We start from the raw sequence: 18483 nt of genomic DNA on the forward strand, positions 1-18483 counted from the left end.
CCAGCGGTTTTTGCAGAAAAATATGATTTATACCAACATTTCTCCCTCACCTCTAAGGTGTCAAAGTTGTAAATCTAAGAATGAGTGAGAAAACAGGAGAAAACATTACTTTATAGTGGGAGGAAATATTAGGGTGTCCGACTTATCTAGAGCAACAAATGAAGAGATTATGGAAGGCAATTATGATCGACCGATTGGAGTGAGCATACTTGCTATCTTAATGATTATTAACGGTGCTTTGGTATTAATAGCACAGTTATTAATGTTTTCTAGAACGGATGAACTATCCTCCTTCATCGGGATATCAGGGATATCTAATGCATACTTTCAAGTAGCACTTGGTTTCTCAGGGGCTATTGGTATTATTAGTGGGATTGGTATGTGGCAAGGGAAAAAATGGGGCTGGTGGCTAGCCATATTTTACTTTGCATATGAAATTACTTCAAATGTTAATTCATTATTTACTATGAAGGCAATTTCAGATCAGTTTGATATTTCAGGGCGAAGCCTGAATAAGTATTACATCAAAAATGGATCAAGAATTTTATGGAATGGATTAATTTTATACTATATGTACCGTGAAAATGTAACGTTTTATTTCAATACAACGGAGATAAAGAAGTGGAAAGCACTGCTTATTGTGTTTGCCTATTGCATAGCTATTTTTTTAATGGGTCTCATATTGAATCTATTTAATTAATATTTCAGTCAATCTAAAGTTAAAAAGCTTAACTTGAACCGTGAAGTGAACGACAGATTTTTCCAAAAGGAGTGCCTATGAAAGAATTAGATAAACGCGAGCATGGAAGATGGGACAAGATCAGGGCTAGAGGAAGGGTAATCTATGCGCTTCAATGGTCGCTTTATTTATTGATTTATTTTCTATTTATTCAAGGCGTCATAATTTTATTTAATCGTAGAAGCATTGAACAAATCGACATAATTGCTATATTGATTCTTTCTGTGATTTTGGGCATAGCGTGTATCCACTTCAAGGAGAGAAGGGACTGCTGTGGACTATGGGTTTAATCAGGAATGGTTAATAAAGAAGTTAGGTGCAGTTAACTGATAACAATTACATATTAAGCCCGATACATTCTGTTATCAGCATGTATATAACTGCACCGGGCATTTACCGAATTTGATCATCATCGCTTATTCCTCGCTTTTGAAAAAGTAGGTGTTAATTTACAATAACTACACCATTATAGCACAAGTAAAGGGATCGATTGCTTCACTCTTTTTGTTTGCATTTATGGTATAATTTGCAGAAAATTTAGGTAAAGGAACGGCTTAAGTGGGAGAAGAATCATGAAATATTTTACTAAAACAAGGTATGACGAGTGAGGATGTATCTATTGTAATACTTAAAGGAAAAACAGATGTTTAAAAGGAGAGAGCCTATGCAAGAGTATGAAAAAAAAGCGCGGGAAAGATGGTATAAAACGAGAGCTAAAGGAAGAGTGCGATATGCTCTTCGTTGGATACTGGAGTTCATTTGTATTTGTGTATTTTTAATTATTTTTTTGGGTAGAAGCCTTGCATACATGGAGATTATTACTATGGTATGCGTCACTGTCATAATCGGTATAATCGTTTCTATTATGATGTGGACTTTATTTGAGAGAAAGTATAAACAGGAATAAAACAGCTAGTCCAGACCATTTTCTAAATGGTAAATAAACTGCTTATTTGCCGTGACTAGCCTCATTCCCTGATGGGTGCTGTAGACAACAACGTAATTAGAGTCTGCGTACTCTTCAAGAATCTGTTCTTCAGAGTAAAAGGTTAAGAAAACAGGATCAACATTATAACCAATTCGAAACACGTAGTGAAAGAAATATTTTTCCCTGCTTTCGATTTCTAATACAAAGCCTTGTTTATCCTTGTATCCGTACTTTTCCTTTAAATAAGATCTGTCCAGCTCTAATTCCATCCCATTCCAGTGATAGGCTTGTCTATCCGTACCATTGAGTGCTTCTCTTCCTCGCTTGATGCTGTATTCCCCGGATGCCGATTTAACCGCTTCTGCTTCATAAAGCTTAAAATCTGCGGAGAAATAATTTTCATTAATCGGCTTTGCCTCAACAAAGGTTTTTCGATTGTTTTTCACTTTATAAGTAATTTGGTATGTACGTAACGGTACCAGCTTCTCGAGCTCCCCAGCAGCAATGGTAATCTCTTTTAGCGATTCTCCTTCCTCATGTATTCCTTCCAGCCTACTTCTATCCTTCTCATAAAGGCCAGTCAAATAGCTTTCCGTAATTAAGATGTTTTCCGTTACGGTGGGCGATTTCGCAAACGGGTTGCCAAAGACGATTCCTACAATGTAAGCAATGAACAAAATAAAAATAACGGCTGGAACGGACAGAATCAGAAAAGCATGCAGCAAACAGGAATTACGGCTTTGTTGAGCTTCTTTTGCCGTTCTCATTTTTATTTCCCCCGCAGTACAATTGAAATATATATTTTTTTCTATATTATACTATAACTCCCTTGCGAAAGAGGAAGACTTAAGAGGTGAAGCTAATGCAAATCGCGCTTAACTACATTTCTTTACGGGAATATAACCATGTGGTAATATAGCGATATGAAAAATGATAAACTTTTTGAAATATTGGCAGAGCCCAATCGAAGATCGATTCTCGATTATTTGCGTGCGGGGGAGAGATCTGTCGGAGAACTTGTAGCGATATCGACACTGAGTCAGCCTGGTGTATCGAAGCATCTGCGGATTTTGCGGGAAGCGGGCCTTGTAGCGGTGCGGAAAGATGCACAGAAGCATTTGTATCGCTTGAACGCGAAGCCCTTAGAGGAGATTAGCGATTGGCTTGAGCCTTATCGGCTGTTCTGGTCCAATAAGCTGGATGATCTCGAGCGGATGCTGGATGAAGAATAACGGTAAGGAGGAACAAACATGTTAGCAGTCATCACGCAAATTGAAAATGGACATACGGTACGTTTCGAACGCCATCTGAAGCACCCTGTGGAGAAGGTCTGGGCTATGCTGACGGATAACGAGAAGCTGGCAAAATGGTTCTCTGAGCTTAGGGTCGATGACCTTCGAGAAGGCGGAATCATTAAGTTCAATATGCAGGACGGTACTTTCGAAGAGATGGTAATTATCGAGCTTAAGCAGCAGTCCGTTTTGGCGTATACATGGGGTGAGGATCAAGTCCGGTTTGAATTGTATCCGGAGCCGGAAGGCTGCCGCTTGGTTTTGATCGAGACAGTCAATAAGATTACTGCCCATACGCCAAGAGATATTGCGGGCTGGGATGTATGTCTGGATGTGATCGAGGCACTGCTGGACGGCAGAACAATTGAATCGCGCAAAGACATTTGGAAAATCAAATACGATAAATATGTACAAGCCTTTGAAAATTTGCCTCAAGCGTAGCTTGAATCGTTGAATCAACAAGCAGCTTGCGTTATTTGGATGTGAGAAAAATAATAGGTGCGATTTTTATATTTGTACTGGCTGGATTAGCGGAAATCGGCGGAGGTTATTTAGTTTGGCTCTGGCTCCGTGAAGGAAAGCCGCTATACTGGGGAATCGTTGGAGGAGCAGCGTTAGCGCTATATGGCGTTATTGCTGCGTTTCAATCCTTTCAATCGTTCGGAAGAGTGTACGCGGCATACGGAGGAGTGTTTATCGCGCTTGCTGTTCTATGGGGATGGCTCGTTGATAAGAAAACGCCGGATTTGTACGATTGGATTGGCGCTGGCATTTGCTTAATTGGGGTTTCGGTCATTCTTTGGGCGCCTCGGCATTAAGAAATGTGCAAGCAAGGGGATGCTGTGACGGGAGCTCCTGTTATAGAGCTAGAGTATAAGCATCCATTGGTGCCGTACTTGAAGAGGTTGATATGGCGACATATCGACGAATCTGGGGTGGTACCGCGAAAATTTCGCCCCCAAGACTTTAAGTCTTGGGGGTGAAATTTTTTTTGTTTTGTAGACGTGACGAGAAGAAGGACCGCTGTACTAACCCTACAATGGAGGTTTTACGATGAGGAATGAGATAAAAGCGGATGCGGATCATTTTTTATACAAAATCATTAATGAGGATAATCAAGCGGGCGTCTTCAGCAGACCTATGTGCACACGATTTCTATTTTGAGCTATCGCAGCCTATTCGAGTAAATGATGTGCAAGCGAAAGAAACGCTGCAAAGTGATTTGCTCTCCCAAAATCTTCGATTTTAACTAATCAAGCATGTGGGCAAGCGGTGTAAATGAGATATTCAGCGATTTAACGGACAGAGAATCCTTTATTTTTCTAATTCAGCGATTATTGTGGCGTTCGCGGACTCAGGTTCCGTTATTCACTCAAAAAAACCAATTTTAACATCGTTTAAATGGATTTAACGGATCTCCTGTCCGCCTATTACGCCTAAATGGTCAAAATGCAAATATAACGGAAATACAGTCCTCTCACTACAAATTCATGTGTTGAGATTCATTAGAAAGAAGTAAACTTTCTTCGTCCTGTCTGATCCAAGGGTATGCGCTATTCTATAGGAGGAGCTTTATTTTTACGTTGAGCGCGCTATGCATATGGTTTTTTACGATCTATTATATTTCGAAAATGGGCGGGTATCCGTTTAACTTCATTTTAGTGGTTTTTACCGACATCGTAGTCGGCATGAGCTTGGTCCTGTGCAATGTCGTCGTTTGGAAAATAAACCGCAGACGCTTAAAGGCTGCAAAATGAAGCTTTCGCTTCAGGCTGCTGCTGTTGGATTCACCTGCGAAACAGCCAGCAGCCTAACGTCATTTGTACGCTCCTCGGCGTCAAATAAAGTGAAATATAAACGCAGGTTCACACGCTTCTTTTAAAAATGCTGATTTAGACGTAAAATATAAGAAACAACGGAGGAGAGAATGAAATGACGAATGAAGCAATAGCAATCAATCATGATGATCTTTTGGCAGATTTGGAGTACCGAGGGCTGGTACAGCAATTTACCAACCGCGAGGAATTACATAAGAAGCTCACCAGCGAGCGCGTTGTGCTCTACTGCGGATTCGATCCGACTGCGGACAGCCTCCATATCGGGAGCCTGCTTCCGATTCTATGCTTGCGACGCTTCCAACAGGCGGGACATATCCCGCTCGCGCTGGTCGGCGGAGGAACGGGCTTGATCGGAGACCCGAGCGGCCGCTCGACAGAACGTTCACTTAACACGTCGGAGACAGTATCGCAATGGACGGATAGCTTAAAGCGTCAGCTGTCTCGTTTTCTTGATTTTGAAGCGGAGGAAAATTCGGCTAAGCTCGTAAGCAATTACGACTGGATCGCGCCGCTTGATGTTATTACGTTTCTGCGGGATGTAGGCAAAAACTTTACCGTCAACTATATGCTTGCGAAGGACTCCGTCGATTCACGCTTGTCATCGGGTATTTCCTTCACGGAGTTCAGCTATATGATTTTGCAAGCCTACGACTTCCACAAGCTGCATCAGGATCATAACTGCTCCTTGCAAATTGGGGGCAGCGACCAATGGGGCAACATTACAGCAGGTCTTGATCTAATTGGCAAAATGGGCGGCGGAGACGCTTATGGAATGACGATGCCTCTCGTTACAAAGAGCGACGGCAAAAAATTCGGCAAATCCGAATCCGGCGCGATCTGGCTCGACCGCTCGAAGACATCTGCGTACCAGTTCTATCAATTTTGGATCAACACGGAAGACAGCGATACGATAAAGTTTTTGAAATATTTCACGTTCCTGTCCCGCGCCGAGATCGAGGCACTTGAGAATGAGCTGCAGAATGCTCCGGAGAAACGTGCTGCGCAGCGTGAGCTGGCACGCGAAATTACCCGTCTTGTTCACGGCGAAGAGGCGCTAGTAAGCGCAGAGAAAATTACGCAGGCTTTCTTCTCGGGTGATGTCAACCAACTGAGCGAAGCGGAGCTTATCGAAGCGCTGCAGGACATGCCTACAACGGTGCTTACGAATAGGGAAGAGATTGGGCTGATGGATTTGCTGATTGAATCAGGAGCAGCGCCATCCCGCCGCCAAGCGAAGCAGGACATTACGAGCGGCTCGATTTCGATTAATGGAGCGAAGCAAACGGATGCTGAGGGCGTTGTCGGCAAAGAGCAAAGACTGTATGACAAATTTGTCGTCTTGCGCCGCGGGAAGAAAAACTACTTCCTCATTCGGTTCGAATAGTAAAGAACGTTGGTGAGCGGCGTTGGTGCTCGGACGAGCTGGAATTTCTGGAGTTAACTAGAGTTAAGTTGGAGGTAGCGGGATTAGAAGTAATTCTAATTAGAAGGTTTACTCTGGAGAAATTCCAGTTAGTTGAGATCCTTCGGTTTACACCTGCCCGAGCCCGACGAATCGCTTACTCTGTAAAAGCAAACAAGGCTGCCGATCATGATAATCGGCAGCCTTCTATTAATAGGTTAGACATTAACGGCAGTCGCTTCGACCATCCAGCTGAATGGATCAGCCAGCTTGCCCATTTGAATGCCGGTTAGCGTGTCATAGAGCTTCTTCGATAGCTCGCCTGTTTGGCCTTCATTGATGACCAGAACGTCGTCCTGCCAATTCAATTCGCCGATTGGAGAAATAACGGCCGCTGTTCCTGTTCCGAAAGCTTCTTCCAGCGCGCCGCTCCGACCAGCCTCATATAGCTCTTGAATCGTAATCTGACGCTCGACAACCTCGATATCCCAATGGCGGAGCATTTGAATAATCGAATTGCGCGTAATTCCGTCTAAAATGCTGCCAGTTAGCGCTGGGGTGTACACGACGCCGTTCATTTTGAAGAAGACGTTCATGCTGCCGACTTCCTCGATATATTTGCGGTGTACGCCATCGAGCCATAGTACCTGGGAATAGCCTTTTAACGTAGCCAGCTCCTGCGCTTTCAGACCAGCCGCATAATTGCCTGCAGTCTTCGCCTCGCCGACGCCGCCCTTAACGGAACGGACGTATTCCGACTCTACGAAGATTTTTACCGGGTTCACGCCTTCGGTATAATAAGCGCCTACCGGCGACATGATGATGATGAATTTATAATGCGTAGACGGTGCCACACCAAGCTGGGCTTGCGTTGCGATGATGAACGGACGAATGTACAGCGACGTGCTTGGCGCATTCGGAATCCAGTCCTTATCAACAGCGATAAGCTGCTTCAAAGCTTCAATCGCGGTATCAACATCAAGCTCGGGAACGCTGAGACGCTCGTTGGAGCGGTTCATTCTTTGTATGTTTTTTTGAGGTCTGAACAGCAGCACGCGGCCGTCGTCGGTTTTGTACGCTTTCAAGCCTTCAAAGATCGTTTGTCCATAATGAAATACTTTTGCTGCCGGGTCTAATACGATCGGTTGGTAAGGAAGGATACGCGGCTTATGCCAGCCGTTGTCCGTCGAATAATCCATAATAAACATATGATCCGTAAAATGGTTGCCGAATCCGAGCTGATCCGCCGCTGGTTGTTGTTTCTTATTTTTGGTCAATTCGATTTCCAATGATTGAAGCAATTGGCCCATCTCCCTTTTTGATCATTAATTGAATGCTAACACTTCATACGCTATATTTAAAATATCTATTTTATTGAATGTCCATACTTTAAAGGTATGGATGAACGGAGTGAACGCAACGTAATGGACATGCGTCAGCTGAAGTACTTTTTAACTATAGCACAAGAAGGACAGGTTACGCGCGCAGCTAAACTGTTGAATATGGAGCAGCCGCCCCTCAGCAGACAATTGAAGCTGATGGAAGAGGAGCTTGGCGTTAAGCTATTTGAGCGCAATGGCAAGGGACTTATCCTTACAGACTCGGGAGAGCTGCTTAAGCAGAAAGCCGAATCTCTGCTTCTTCAATTCGATGAATCCCTCAGGGAAGTAAAGGGAATGGAGGAGGGCATTCGCGGCGTCCTGTCGATCGGATCGGTTGTATCCTGCATTTCCTTATTGCCTAAGCGAATTGAGCTGTTTAGAGACAGGTACCCCCAGGTCACGTTTAAAATATCGGAGGGAGACCACTTCTACTTAGGCGAGCAGCTTGAGAAGCGGGCCATCGATTTGGTTGTTGCGAGGCTGCCGTTTGAGGCGCAAAAGCATCCACAGCAATATACCATTTTGACGCTGCCATCCGATCCGTTTGTTGCTGTCATTCCCAGCTCATGGACAGCCTATTCGAGCAAGGAATCGTTATGCATGAAGGATCTAGCTCAGTTTCCATTCCTCACATTGAAGACGGACAAGACGACCCGGATGCATGAGCAGGTCGTAAATGAATGCAAAAGGCATGGTTTTCTGCCTAATATTATATGCGAATGCTCCAGCGTTGCGATTATTATGTCGCTAATTGCAGGAGGGATCGGCGCAACGGTTTTTCCGAAGTCAGTCATGTCTTCCTTTCCAAGCACTGTCATCAAAATGCTCCATATCGAGGATGCGGATTTCCAATCCGATGTCGGCATCCTATGGCTGAGAGATCATTATTTGCCTAAGCGTGCACAGCTGTTTATTGAGAGCTTTCGCTCGGAAATGTGAGGAAGGAGGCAGCAAATGGAATCCAACATTCGACGGGCAGAAGCCAAGCTTCGCGCCTATAAGCAAGAGCATGTCCTTAAGGTTCTCAGGAACTTACCCGAGACGTCAAAACAAAAGCTGGCCGCACAAATAGAGCTTATCGATTTCGAGCGGCTGTTCAAAGCGCTGGACGAGCATCATGAGTCCAACCAATCCAGCATAGCAAATGTAAAGCCAATCCCGTTTGAGGATTGGGACTGCTATGATGCGGGAGAACAGCATGCTTTTACGGAGCTCGGGTGGGAGCTGCTGCGCAAAGGGGAAATCGGCGCTATCGTCGTCGCGGGGGGCCAAGGCAGCAGATTAGGCCACGATGGACCCAAGGGGACATTTGATATCGGCCTGCCATCCGGGAAATCCTTATTTCAGCTTCAAGCAGAAAGGCTGCTCATTCTATCTAGAAGAGCCGGCAAGCCTATCCCTTGGTATATCATGACTAGCCCGGACAACCATGATGCAACGGTATCTTTTTTTCAAAAACATCATTACTTTGGCTATTCGGCTTTGGACTGCTTTTTCTTCCAGCAAAATACGCTGCCTGCTCTTGATTTTGAAGGCAAGCTGCTATTAACGGACGATGGCGCCATTAAGGAAGTGCCAAGCGGGCATGGGGAATGCTTCGCTTCCTTAAAGCGGTCTGGCGCAATAGCCGACATGAAGCAAAGGGGTTTAAGCTGGCTATTTTATTACAACGTAGATAACGCGCTTATTAAGGTGGCTGACCCCGCTTTTATCGGCGTAGCTGCCTCGCATAACCATCCGATTGCCACGAAGGTGATCGAGAAGTCGGATGCTAAAGAGAAGATTGGCATCGTTTGCATGAATAATGGACGTCCGGCTGTATTGGAGTATAACGAGATTCCGGCAGAAATTAGCGAAGCAAGGACGATGGATGGGCATTTGTTTTATAGTCTGGGGCATATCTCGATTCATTTATTCAAGCTGGATTTCATTGAAGAGCATGCCGATGCCGATATCCCCTTTCATATCGCCTCCAAAAAGTTGGATTACTTAAGCAACGCAGGAAATAAAGTCATGCCTGTTGAACCAAACGCGTATAAGCTGGAACGATTTATTTTTGATTTTTTTCCGTATGCGGATCAATTGACCGTACTCAAGGCAAGGCGAGAAGATGAGTTTGCTCCTGTGAAAAATAAAGCTGGAGAGGACAGTCCGCAAAGCGCGCGCAATCTCGTACTCGCACAGCATAGGCGTATTTGGCAAAGTGCTGGCGAATAGCCTAAAATAGGTTCTTATTTCATTGATGACAAAGGTGGTAATTTGGAAGAATGGCTAAGGGCAAATATTATGTCGTTTGGGTAGGCAAAAAAACCGGTGTATTCGCAACTTGGCCAGAATGCCAAGCACAGGTTAGCGGTGTGAAGGATGCGAAGTATAAAGCCTTCGAGAGCAAGCCGCTTGCTGAAGCAGCTTTCAAGGACGGCTGGCGCAAGCATTGGGGGCAAGGGAGCGGCACTGCCGCCGCCAAGACAGGTACAAGCGTCAAGCAGCCGGTACTGTTTGGCGATGAAGCCTCTATCGACTATGACAGCATATCCGTTGACGTGGGCACTAGAGGCAATCCCGGCCCCGTTGAATACAAAGGCGTAGATACGCAGACCGGCGAAATTCTGTTTTATGTCGGGCCAATCGCTAACGGAACAAATAACTTGGGCGAGTTTATTGCGATCGTCCATGCCCTTTCGTACTTGAAGGAGAAGGGCAGCGGGAGAACGGTCTACAGCGATTCCCGGACGGCGCTCAGCTGGCTTCGCAATAAGAAGGTTGCCTCGACTTTGAAACGGGATGCTTCCACCGCGAAAATCTGGGAGCTTACGGACGAGGCGGTGAGGTGGCTTCAAACCAATACCTATTCCAATAAAGTGATGAAATGGAACACCGAGGAATGGGGAGAAATTAAAGCCGACTTCGGAAGAAAATAAAACGGCATGGAAAAGCACAACTACTGGTTTCCTCGGAGCGATGACGGGGAAACTTTTTTGTGTTTCTTGAACGTCCGGCTAAAGTAGTAGATGTCGTTGAAGCCTGTAGCGGCCGCAACCTCCGATACGGTGAGCGGACTGTGGCGCAGCAAATAATCGGCTTTGCCGAGTCGAGTCATCGTAATGTACTCGGTCACCGTATGACCGCTGAGTTCCTTGAACAAACGGCTGAAGTGGAAACGGCTCAGGCTTGCCATATTCGCGAGCGTATCGACAGACAGCTCATCTTGATAGCGCTTCTCGATATGCTGGAAGACGGGCGCAAAGCGCTCGATATTTTTCATCCGTTCTGCATATTCGTCCTGGGTAAGCACAGTAGCGACATGACCGCGAAGCAGCAGCGTAAGCAGCCGGTAAAGCTCCGACTTAATCGCAAGCTCGAAACCGAACTCGCGTTCCTCCAGCTCTTTGATGATCGCAAGCATGCAGGAGGATACGTTGCTGTTGCCTGTGACATGGTTTTGCAGCAGCAGCCTGTTTTGCGTTATCGGGGTGATGAACTTGGTTTCGGCGGCGTCTACCGATTGGCTGTGCAGCAGCGAAATGTCCGCAATGAGCGCATAGTAGTACAAATGGGAAGAGAGACTGATGCCGTAGTGCAGCTCGTTGCTGTTGACGACAACAAGATCGCCGGCGGAGGCTATTGTGGTCGTAGATCCGCATTCGATCGAGGCTTGGCCGGTGACGATATATAGGAATTCAAGATGTTCGTGAAAGTGATGGGGGAAGATGACGACGCCCTGCTCATTAAAGGTAATACGGTGCAGCTTGATTGGAAAATGAGGGTCTGGCATGTCCATGGGCTCGCGCAGCGTTTCGAATTTTTCCACCTTCATCAACCTCCTTATCTGGATAGCACAATTGTACAAACAAACCGCACAGCTTTGCATGGTGTTAAGTATTGAAACCATTATAATACGAAAGTGTAGACGTGCAAAACCTTACTATGACAAAGGAGAGATTAGCAATGAAACCGGTACAAATTGCGGTTATTGGAAACGGCTCTATCTCATCATCTCATTTAGATTCATATAAGAATAACCCAAATGCGAACATTTACGCGGTATGCGATTTGAACGAAGAGCGCGCACAGGCAGCGGCGGAGAAATACGGAGCAGAGAAGATCTATACGGATTATCGCGAGCTGCTCGCTGATCCCGTTATCGAAGCAGTAAGCATCTGTACATGGAACAACACGCATGCCGAGATCAGCATTGCCGCGCTAAATGCGGGCAAGCATGTGCTTGTCGAGAAGCCGCTATGCCGTTCCGTTGAGGATGCGCTTCTTGTTCAGGACGCTGTAAACAAATCGGGCAAGCTGCTTCAAGTCGGCTTCGTTCGCCGCTATGATACGAATGCGCAGCTGCTGCGCGCCATGGCGGACAGAGGCGAATTCGGCGAGATTTATTTTGCCAAAGCATCGACGCTTAGACGTCTCGGCAACCCGGGCGGATGGTTCTCCGACATCGAGCGCTCCGGCGGCGGGCCGCTGATCGATATCGGCGTTCATGTCATCGATCTGTGCTGGTATATGATGGGACGCCCTAAGCCGGTTTCCGTTAGCGCCAATACGTACCACAAGCTTGGCAACCGCTCGAATGTGAAAAATTTAAGCTTTTATCAAGCGGCGGATTACGATGCAGAAAAAAATACTGTTGAAGATATGGCAAACGCTCTCATTCGTTTCGAGAACGGCGCATCGCTGCTCGTAGATGTCAGCTTCACGCTGCATGCAAAATCGAATGAAACGGCTGTGAAGCTTTACGGGGAAAAAGGCGGCTTTGAGATCGATCCGGAAACCGTCATTGTCACGGAGCAAAACGACACGATATTGAATATTTATCCGCAGACGGACAACAAAGGCTTTGATTTTATCGGCGCATTCCAAAATGAGATCAATCACTTTATCGATTGCGTTTCAAGCGGATCACAGCCGATCAGTCCGGTTGAGGACGGCGTGGAGATTATGAAAATATTGGTCGGCATTTATGAATCGGCCGCCAAAGGAGCGGAAGTTCGTCTATGAAATTAGGGATTAGCACATACAGCTTATATCAAGCGCTGAGAACAGGTGAAATGACGATACAGGATGTTATCATCTATATAGCATCTATCGGCGCTGAACATGCGGAAATCGTACCGCTCGGCTTTAACCTTACCGAAACTCCGGCGCTTATTGAAGCCATCAAGAAGCAAGCGAAGGAAAGCGGAATCGAGCTGTCCAATTATGCGGTAGGCGCCAACTTCTCGGCCCTAAACGATGAGCAGTTCGAGCAGGAGATTGCCCGGTTGAAGCAAGAGGTAGATATCGCGGCAGCACTAGGCGTCAAGAAGATGCGCCATGACGTAGCTTCGTCAAAGGATCTATCGATCTCTAACTTTCTGCTCGAGCTGCCAAAGCTGGCGAAAGCTTGCCAAATCATCGCGGACTATGCAGCGCCGCACGGCATAACGACAAGCGTAGAAAATCACGGCTATTATATTCAGCATAGCGACCGCGTGCAGGCGCTAGTTGATGCGGTAGACCGTTTGAACTTCAAAACGACGCTGGATGTAGGCAACTTCCTATGCGTAGATGAGAATCCTGTTGCTGCGGTCGCAAATAATATTGGCCTCGCTTCCATGGTTCATGTGAAAGATTTCTACTATCGTCCAGCTGCCGAAAATCCTGGCGAAGGCTGGTTTAAATCAACGAGCGGCAATTGGCTGCGCGGCGCAATCGTCGGCCATGGCGACATCGCGATGCCGCAAGTGCTGCGCGCAGTGAAGGAAAGCGGTTATGATGATTATGTTTCCATCGAGTTTGAAGGGCTGGAAGATTGCCGCCTTGGAACGAGACTCGGCTTTGAATTCGTAAAGCGTGTATGGAACGAACTATAACAAGAGGAGCGTGCCTGATATGACATTGCCTATTATTACGAATAAAATCGGCGTTATCGTGGATAGCTTTCAGGTTGGCGTAAAGGAAGGCCTGCTCAAGGCGAAGCAGGTCGGCGCCGATGGCGTGCAAATGTATGCTGTTCACGGCGAGCTTGACCCTGCTGGTCTTACTGCAGCTGCGAGAAAAGAATGGAAGTCCTACATTGAAGGGCTTGGCCTCGATGTTTCCGCCTTAGTTGGCGATCTGGGCGGCCACGGCTTTCAGGACCCGGAGCAAAACCGCGCGAAGATCGATAAGTCCAAGCGAATTATGGAGCTGGGCTTGGAGCTTGGAACGAATATCATTACGACTCATATCGGTATCGTGCCGAGCGACAAGAACAGCCGCGTATACGAGACGATGCATAACGCCTGTGAAGAGCTGGCCCGTTTCGCCAACGATGTGAATGCATATTTTGCCATCGAGACAGGTCCCGAAACGTCGGCTCATCTGAAGTCCTTTCTGGACGGCCTCGGCACCAAAGGGGTAGCGGTTAACTTTGACCCAGCCAACATGGTTATGGTTACGGGCGATGATCCGGTTCTAGGCGTACATACGCTGAAGGATTATATCGTCCATACCCATGCGAAGGATGGCGTTAAGCTCGGTCATATCGACCCGCGCGACGTCTATGGCGATTACGGCTACGAGGTTACGCTTGACCATGAGAAAATTGCGGTCATGGCCGAATCCGGCTCGGCATTCCGCGAAGTACCGCTTGGAGAAGGCGGCGTGGACTGGGCTGCCTATCTGCGCGCGCTTCAAGAAATCGGCTATAACGGTTATTTGACAATTGAGCGTGAGGTTGGAACTAGCCCAGAGGCTGATATTAGCAATGCGGTACAGTTTTTGAAAGCTTTCAAAGGTTAGCGGCGGCTGCATTAACTGGAATAGCTTCCGCTAATAAAGGGATAACCGGTAAAATGCCTGCATGAGATGGATTACCTCCCGTTAAGTTGAAAAAGCTCTCTAGGCGAATGCCAAGAGAGCTTTTTTTGCCGCTTCTCTAGTCTTATTTTGCTGGCAGGAAGCGCTTTATCGTATTGCCGATTCGTTATTCACAAATTTTATGATTTAATTCAGTGTAAAGGTATAGGAATAAAGAGAACTTAAAGCTATAATGGTTTTAAGTAGGTTTCCAACATAAAACGAGCATCTGGTGTTTGCCAAAGGCGACAGCCGTTTACGGTTGGTGTATAATTATGAAAAAAGGCATTGGGCCTATAGCGACTGCTGGAACCCTGCCGAAAAATAACATTTAAGGAGTACTCGAAATGACTAAAACGCTTATTTTCGGGCATAAAAACCCGGATACCGACACGATTACATCAGCTATTGCTTATGCTGAGCTGAAAACAAAGCTAGGTGCTGACGTTGAGGCTATTCGCCTTGGAGACGTTAACGGCGAAACGCAATACGCGCTTGATTATTTCGGCATTGCAGCTCCTCGTCTTATCGAGAACGTTGCTGACGAGACTGACACGGTTATCTTGGTCGACCACAACGAGCGTCAACAAAGCGCTAACGATATCGATAGAGTACGCGTTTTGGAAGTTATCGATCACCACCGTATCGCTAATTTCGAGACAAGCCACCCGTTATATTTCCGCGCTGAGCCAGTGGGCTGCACAGCGACGATTTTGAATAAATTGTACAAAGAGAATGGCGTTGAAATTCGTAAAGAAATTGCCGGCCTTATGCTGTCTGCCATCATTTCCGATTCCTTGCTGTTCAAATCGCCAACTTGCACAGAGCAAGACGTAGCAGCAGCTCGCGAGCTTGCCGCAATCGCTGGCGTTGACGCAGAAAGCTACGGTCTGGACATGCTTAAAGCAGGCGCGGATCTAAGCGACAAAACAATTGCACAGCTGATCTCCCTTGACGCGAAAGAGTTCGCAATGGGCAGCTATAAAGTAGAAATCGCACAGGTAAACGCGGTTGACACAAATGATGTTATTTCCCGCCAAGCTGAGCTGGAAGCGGCATTGAATGACATCATCGCAACTAAAGGACTTGACCTGTTCGTGCTAGTCGTTACCGATATTTTGAACAACGATTCCGTTGCACTTGCACTAGGCGCTCAAGCTCATGCTGTTGAGAAAGCTTACAACGTAACATTGTCCGACAACAAAGCGGTACTCAAGGGCGTTGTTTCCCGCAAATCGCAAATCGTTCCTGTTCTTACAGAAACGCTGAGCAACCTGTAGGAAATTGGGCGGCTGCAGCCGTTCATTTACAAATAGCAGTCTGGAGCTTGTCCAACAAGTTTCAGGCTGCTTTTATTTTGCTATAATAGATAGAGAAGGAGCGGATGACATGTTTGCAGTTACCGAATACAGCGCCGAATTAATGAAGGACCCGTTTGGCATTTTGACAGGAAAGAGATATGAATTCATACTCGATCTTGACGTTGCCGACGATGATGAGCTTTACCACGAGGAAGGTGTAACGCTTCGCGTCATTTATGTCATTGAGGATGATGAATCAGCTCGGATTGTAAAATATGAGTTTTTGACGACCTCCACTAGTACATATATCGATTTTGAGCTCGAAGAGGAAGAAAAAACGTTCGTGCTTGAAGTTTGCAAAGAGCACTTTCAAAAGTCAGAATAACAGTACGAAAGAGAGGGACACAGATAAAGTGTCCTTTTTTTATACATTTTTTTCAATTAAAATCCCCTTTTTCTTCTTTTTTATGATAATATTTTCTGGTATAACTTGAAAATATACATTTTTCGACAAAATGAAGTATTTCAAGGGAAATTAAGAATGATAAGGGGATTAGTATGAGAATGATCAGAATGATGTTTGGCTTGTTAATGGCTATGCTGCTGTTAACCTCTACAGCTTATGCAACCGAGGGAGGCCCCGAGGTGAGTTGGGTAAAGGGAGGCGGTACGGTAGAGATAGGCGGAATGTCTTCGCTTAAGCTGGACGAATCGCTGTTTTTTTTGGACAAAGAGGATACAAAAATAATTCAGGAGTACATAGGCAATCAATCGTATGATACTGAGATAGGCAGCGTATTTCCGGTAGATGAAAGTCAAAATTGGTTTGTCTTGTTTGAATACGAAGAGGTTGGAAATATTTCGGATAAGGAAAAGAATGAAATTGATGCGGGCAAGCTTCTCAAAAGCTATAAGAAAGGATCGGAGGAAGCAAATAAAGATCGAGCGGAAGAAGACCGTCTATATGTGAAGGGCTGGCATACTGAGCCTTTCTACAATGAAGCGAATCATACACTTATTTGGGCTCTTGAGGCTAATGACAGCCAAGGAAATTCCATTATCAATTACAATGTTCGGACACTGACTCGCAAAGGATACATCTCGACATTGCTAGTTACGGACATTGAAAGATTGGATAAGGATATCGAAATGTTGAATGCTATTATTTTACCAAATTATTCAGTTAACGCAGGACATCGCTATTCCGATTTTGATGCGTCAACGGATAAAGTATCCGAATTCGGCTTATCGGGTCTTATTCTAGGAGGAGCGGGTTTGATTGTTGCGAAGAAAGCAGGCTTGTTAGTGGCTGCAGCGCTCCTGCTTAAAAAGTTTTGGTTTGTGTTAATTGCCATTCCAGCCGGAATATGGTCGTGGATTAAACGACGCAGGCAAGCGAAGCAAGAAAGAATGTAGGCATAGAACAAGCCTTATCCACACAAGAGAAAATGTTACTTTCTACCTAACATCCATTCCTTTTGTTATTTGTCACCCCTTAACCGCATAAAATTTAAAAACAGCTATTTTTTGCAGGTGGATGCAGAAAGGAGCAGGTGATGAACAGGGCTAGTAAAGACATCGAGCTGGCTGAGCAATTCGGCGCCCATAATTATCATCCCCTGCCGATAGTGATTAGCAGCGCAGAGGGCGTATGGGTGCAGGATTCAGAAGGTTCGCGTTACATGGATATGCTGAGCGCTTATTCGGCTTTAAATCAAGGGCATCGTCATCCTCGCATTATTGAAGCGTTAAAGGAGCAAGCGGATAAGGTCACGATTACGTCACGCGCATTTCACAACGAGGTGCTGGGCACGTTCTGCGAGAAGCTTGCAGCCTATACCGGCAAAGAGCGGATTCTACCCATGAATACGGGGGCGGAGGCGGTCGAGACGGCGATAAAGGCAGTGCGGCGCTGGGCTTACAGCGTCAAGCATATACCGGCCGAGCAAGCGGAAATTATCGTTTTTGAAGGCAATTTTCACGGACGGACGCTGACGGTCACCTCCTTCTCCTCGACAGAGAGCTACCGGCAGGGCTTTGGCCCGTTCACGCCAGGGTTTCGTGTTATTCCATATGGGGATCTGGAAGCTTTAAAGGCTGCGATTCACCCCCATACCGCCGCGGTGCTGATCGAGCCGATTCAAGGCGAAGCGGGCATACGCATTCCGCCAAGAGGATTTCTTGCCGCTGCGGCTAAGCTGTGCGCGGAGCATCAGGTGCTGCTCGTCGCAGATGAGATTCAAACCGGCTTCGGCCGCACCGGACGCAAGTTCGCTTGCGACTGGGAGGATGTTGTTCCCGATATCTACGTTATGGGCAAAGCGCTTGGCGGGGGCGTATTGCCGGTATCGGCCATTGCAGCAAGCAGCAGCATTATGGATGTGTTTGAGCCAGGGTCGCACGGCTCTACGTTTGGCGGCAATCCGCTCAGCTGCGCCGTTGCAATCGCTGCGCTTGATGTGACCGAGGATGAGCTGCTGGCTGATCGCTCGCTTGTGCTCGGGCAGTATTTCTTATTGAAGCTCGCCCAGCTCCAGCATCCGGATATAAAAGAAGTGAGGGGCCGCGGCTTATTTATTGCGATCGAGCTGAATACGCCTGCTAGAGCTTATTGCGAGCGGTTGATGGAGCTGGGGCTGCTGTGCAAGGAAACGCATGACTATGTGATCCGGCTAGCGCCGCCGCTCATTATAACGGAAGACGAGATCGAATGGGCGTTTGAGAAAATTCAAGCTGTCTTCACGAATAGCAACTTGGCAGGAGAGTGACGGCT

The 18483-nt window shown here is 46.4% G+C and carries 18 protein-coding genes; 15 read left to right on the forward strand and 3 right to left on the reverse strand.

Annotated features, from left to right (window positions below; genetic code table 11):
- Positions 1-133 precede the first annotated feature (133 nt).
- Positions 134-700 carry a hypothetical protein gene (locus tag AC2TDN_RS21420; RefSeq protein WP_484690132.1) on the forward strand — a complete coding sequence of 189 codons (567 nt, stop codon included), beginning with the start codon at positions 134-136 and terminating at the stop codon, positions 698-700.
- A gap of 951 nt (positions 701-1651) precedes the next feature.
- Here AC2TDN_RS21420 and AC2TDN_RS21425 read toward each other — a convergent pair.
- On the reverse strand, positions 1652-2434 hold the full coding sequence (locus AC2TDN_RS21425) for a hypothetical protein (RefSeq protein ID WP_484690133.1): 783 nt from the start codon (positions 2432-2434) through the stop codon (positions 1652-1654).
- Between the two features lie 156 nt (positions 2435-2590).
- On the opposite strand from AC2TDN_RS21425, the gene AC2TDN_RS21430 reads away from it, so the two are divergent.
- The 4 genes from AC2TDN_RS21430 (at position 2591) to tyrS (ending at position 6181) form a co-directional block, all read left to right on the forward strand.
- A complete protein-coding gene (locus AC2TDN_RS21430) occupies positions 2591-2899 on the forward strand; it encodes an ArsR/SmtB family transcription factor (RefSeq protein ID WP_484690134.1) in 309 nt (102 codons plus the stop codon).
- An 18-nt stretch (positions 2900-2917) separates the two neighbouring features.
- Entirely contained in the window at positions 2918-3400 is a 483-nt protein-coding gene (locus AC2TDN_RS21435) for an SRPBCC family protein (RefSeq protein ID WP_484690135.1), read from the forward strand.
- Positions 3401-3435: 35 nt separating this feature from the next.
- Complete coding sequence (locus AC2TDN_RS21440; protein WP_482068742.1) at positions 3436-3777, forward strand: YnfA family protein; 342 nt, start codon at positions 3436-3438, stop codon at positions 3775-3777.
- A 1114-nt stretch (positions 3778-4891) separates the two neighbouring features.
- Complete coding sequence (tyrS, locus tag AC2TDN_RS21445) at positions 4892-6181, forward strand: tyrosine--tRNA ligase (RefSeq protein WP_482068741.1); 1290 nt, start codon at positions 4892-4894, stop codon at positions 6179-6181.
- A 236-nt stretch (positions 6182-6417) separates the two neighbouring features.
- Here tyrS and AC2TDN_RS21450 read toward each other — a convergent pair whose 3' ends face one another.
- A complete protein-coding gene (locus AC2TDN_RS21450; protein ID WP_482068740.1) occupies positions 6418-7500 on the reverse strand; it encodes a branched-chain amino acid aminotransferase in 1083 nt (360 codons plus the stop codon).
- 123 nt (positions 7501-7623) lie between these two features.
- Between AC2TDN_RS21450 and AC2TDN_RS21455 the strand changes: the two genes are divergently transcribed.
- From AC2TDN_RS21455 to rnhA, 3 genes are read left to right on the forward strand one after another with little or no spacing between them, the layout of a single operon-like run.
- On the forward strand, positions 7624-8520 hold the full coding sequence (locus AC2TDN_RS21455) for a LysR family transcriptional regulator (RefSeq protein ID WP_484690136.1): 897 nt from the start codon (positions 7624-7626) through the stop codon (positions 8518-8520).
- A 15-nt stretch (positions 8521-8535) separates the two neighbouring features.
- On the forward strand, positions 8536-9798 hold the full coding sequence (locus AC2TDN_RS21460; RefSeq protein WP_484690137.1) for a UTP--glucose-1-phosphate uridylyltransferase: 1263 nt from the start codon (positions 8536-8538) through the stop codon (positions 9796-9798).
- 50 nt (positions 9799-9848) lie between these two features.
- A complete protein-coding gene (gene rnhA, locus AC2TDN_RS21465; RefSeq protein ID WP_484690138.1) occupies positions 9849-10502 on the forward strand; it encodes a ribonuclease H in 654 nt (217 codons plus the stop codon).
- Positions 10503-10522: 20 nt separating this feature from the next.
- Here the strand turns inward: rnhA and AC2TDN_RS21470 are convergent, their stop codons facing one another.
- Positions 10523-11392, reverse strand: coding sequence for a helix-turn-helix domain-containing protein (locus AC2TDN_RS21470; protein ID WP_482068736.1), 870 nt, complete (start codon positions 11390-11392; stop codon positions 10523-10525).
- 137 nt (positions 11393-11529) lie between these two features.
- Here AC2TDN_RS21470 and AC2TDN_RS21475 point away from each other — a divergent pair, with 137 nt between their 5' ends.
- From AC2TDN_RS21475 to AC2TDN_RS21505, 7 genes are all read left to right on the forward strand, one after another.
- Positions 11530-12588, forward strand: coding sequence for a Gfo/Idh/MocA family protein (locus tag AC2TDN_RS21475; RefSeq protein ID WP_484690139.1), 1059 nt, complete (start codon positions 11530-11532; stop codon positions 12586-12588).
- Positions 12585-13442 carry a sugar phosphate isomerase/epimerase family protein gene (locus tag AC2TDN_RS21480; RefSeq protein ID WP_484690140.1) on the forward strand — a complete coding sequence of 286 codons (858 nt, stop codon included), beginning with the start codon at positions 12585-12587 and terminating at the stop codon, positions 13440-13442. The genes AC2TDN_RS21475 and AC2TDN_RS21480 overlap by 4 nt, the downstream gene beginning before the upstream one ends.
- A 19-nt stretch (positions 13443-13461) precedes the next feature.
- Complete coding sequence (locus AC2TDN_RS21485; RefSeq protein ID WP_484690141.1) at positions 13462-14352, forward strand: sugar phosphate isomerase/epimerase family protein; 891 nt, start codon at positions 13462-13464, stop codon at positions 14350-14352.
- A gap of 404 nt (positions 14353-14756) precedes the next feature.
- Complete coding sequence (locus AC2TDN_RS21490; protein WP_169090945.1) at positions 14757-15689, forward strand: manganese-dependent inorganic pyrophosphatase; 933 nt, start codon at positions 14757-14759, stop codon at positions 15687-15689.
- Positions 15690-15798: 109 nt separating this feature from the next.
- Positions 15799-16095, forward strand: a complete 297-nt coding sequence (locus AC2TDN_RS21495) for a DUF6509 family protein (protein WP_484690142.1) — start codon at positions 15799-15801, stop codon at positions 16093-16095.
- Between the two features lie 179 nt (positions 16096-16274).
- Complete coding sequence (locus AC2TDN_RS21500) at positions 16275-17126, forward strand: DUF2167 domain-containing protein (RefSeq protein WP_484690143.1); 852 nt, start codon at positions 16275-16277, stop codon at positions 17124-17126.
- Between the two features lie 140 nt (positions 17127-17266).
- Positions 17267-18478 (forward strand): ornithine--oxo-acid transaminase, encoded by a 1212-nt coding sequence (locus tag AC2TDN_RS21505; protein WP_482068730.1) that lies wholly within the window; start codon positions 17267-17269, stop codon positions 18476-18478.
- The last annotated feature ends 5 nt before the right edge of the window (positions 18479-18483 follow it).

This window comes from Paenibacillus sp. Y660, assembly GCF_057221575.1.

Excerpts from the sequence above, each read along its gene's own strand:
- AC2TDN_RS21425 (WP_484690133.1), bottom strand. The coding sequence starts at position 2,434 with ATGAGAACGGCAAAAGAAGCTCAACAAAGCCGTAATTCCTGTTTGCTG.
- AC2TDN_RS21430 (WP_484690134.1), top strand. The coding sequence starts at position 2,591 with ATGAAAAATGATAAACTTTTTGAAATATTGGCAGAGCCCAATCGAAGA.
- AC2TDN_RS21435 (WP_484690135.1), top strand. The coding sequence starts at position 2,918 with ATGTTAGCAGTCATCACGCAAATTGAAAATGGACATACGGTACGTTTC.
- tyrS (WP_482068741.1), top strand. The coding sequence starts at position 4,892 with ATGACGAATGAAGCAATAGCAATCAATCATGATGATCTTTTGGCAGAT.
- AC2TDN_RS21455 (WP_484690136.1), top strand. The coding sequence starts at position 7,624 with ATGGACATGCGTCAGCTGAAGTACTTTTTAACTATAGCACAAGAAGGA.
- AC2TDN_RS21460 (WP_484690137.1), top strand. The coding sequence starts at position 8,536 with ATGGAATCCAACATTCGACGGGCAGAAGCCAAGCTTCGCGCCTATAAG.
- rnhA (WP_484690138.1), top strand. The coding sequence starts at position 9,849 with ATGGCTAAGGGCAAATATTATGTCGTTTGGGTAGGCAAAAAAACCGGT.
- AC2TDN_RS21475 (WP_484690139.1), top strand. The coding sequence starts at position 11,530 with ATGAAACCGGTACAAATTGCGGTTATTGGAAACGGCTCTATCTCATCA.
- AC2TDN_RS21480 (WP_484690140.1), top strand. The coding sequence starts at position 12,585 with ATGAAATTAGGGATTAGCACATACAGCTTATATCAAGCGCTGAGAACA.
- AC2TDN_RS21485 (WP_484690141.1), top strand. The coding sequence starts at position 13,462 with ATGACATTGCCTATTATTACGAATAAAATCGGCGTTATCGTGGATAGC.
- AC2TDN_RS21490 (WP_169090945.1), top strand. The coding sequence starts at position 14,757 with ATGACTAAAACGCTTATTTTCGGGCATAAAAACCCGGATACCGACACG.
- AC2TDN_RS21495 (WP_484690142.1), top strand. The coding sequence starts at position 15,799 with ATGTTTGCAGTTACCGAATACAGCGCCGAATTAATGAAGGACCCGTTT.
- AC2TDN_RS21500 (WP_484690143.1), top strand. The coding sequence starts at position 16,275 with ATGATCAGAATGATGTTTGGCTTGTTAATGGCTATGCTGCTGTTAACC.
- AC2TDN_RS21505 (WP_482068730.1), top strand. The coding sequence starts at position 17,267 with ATGAACAGGGCTAGTAAAGACATCGAGCTGGCTGAGCAATTCGGCGCC.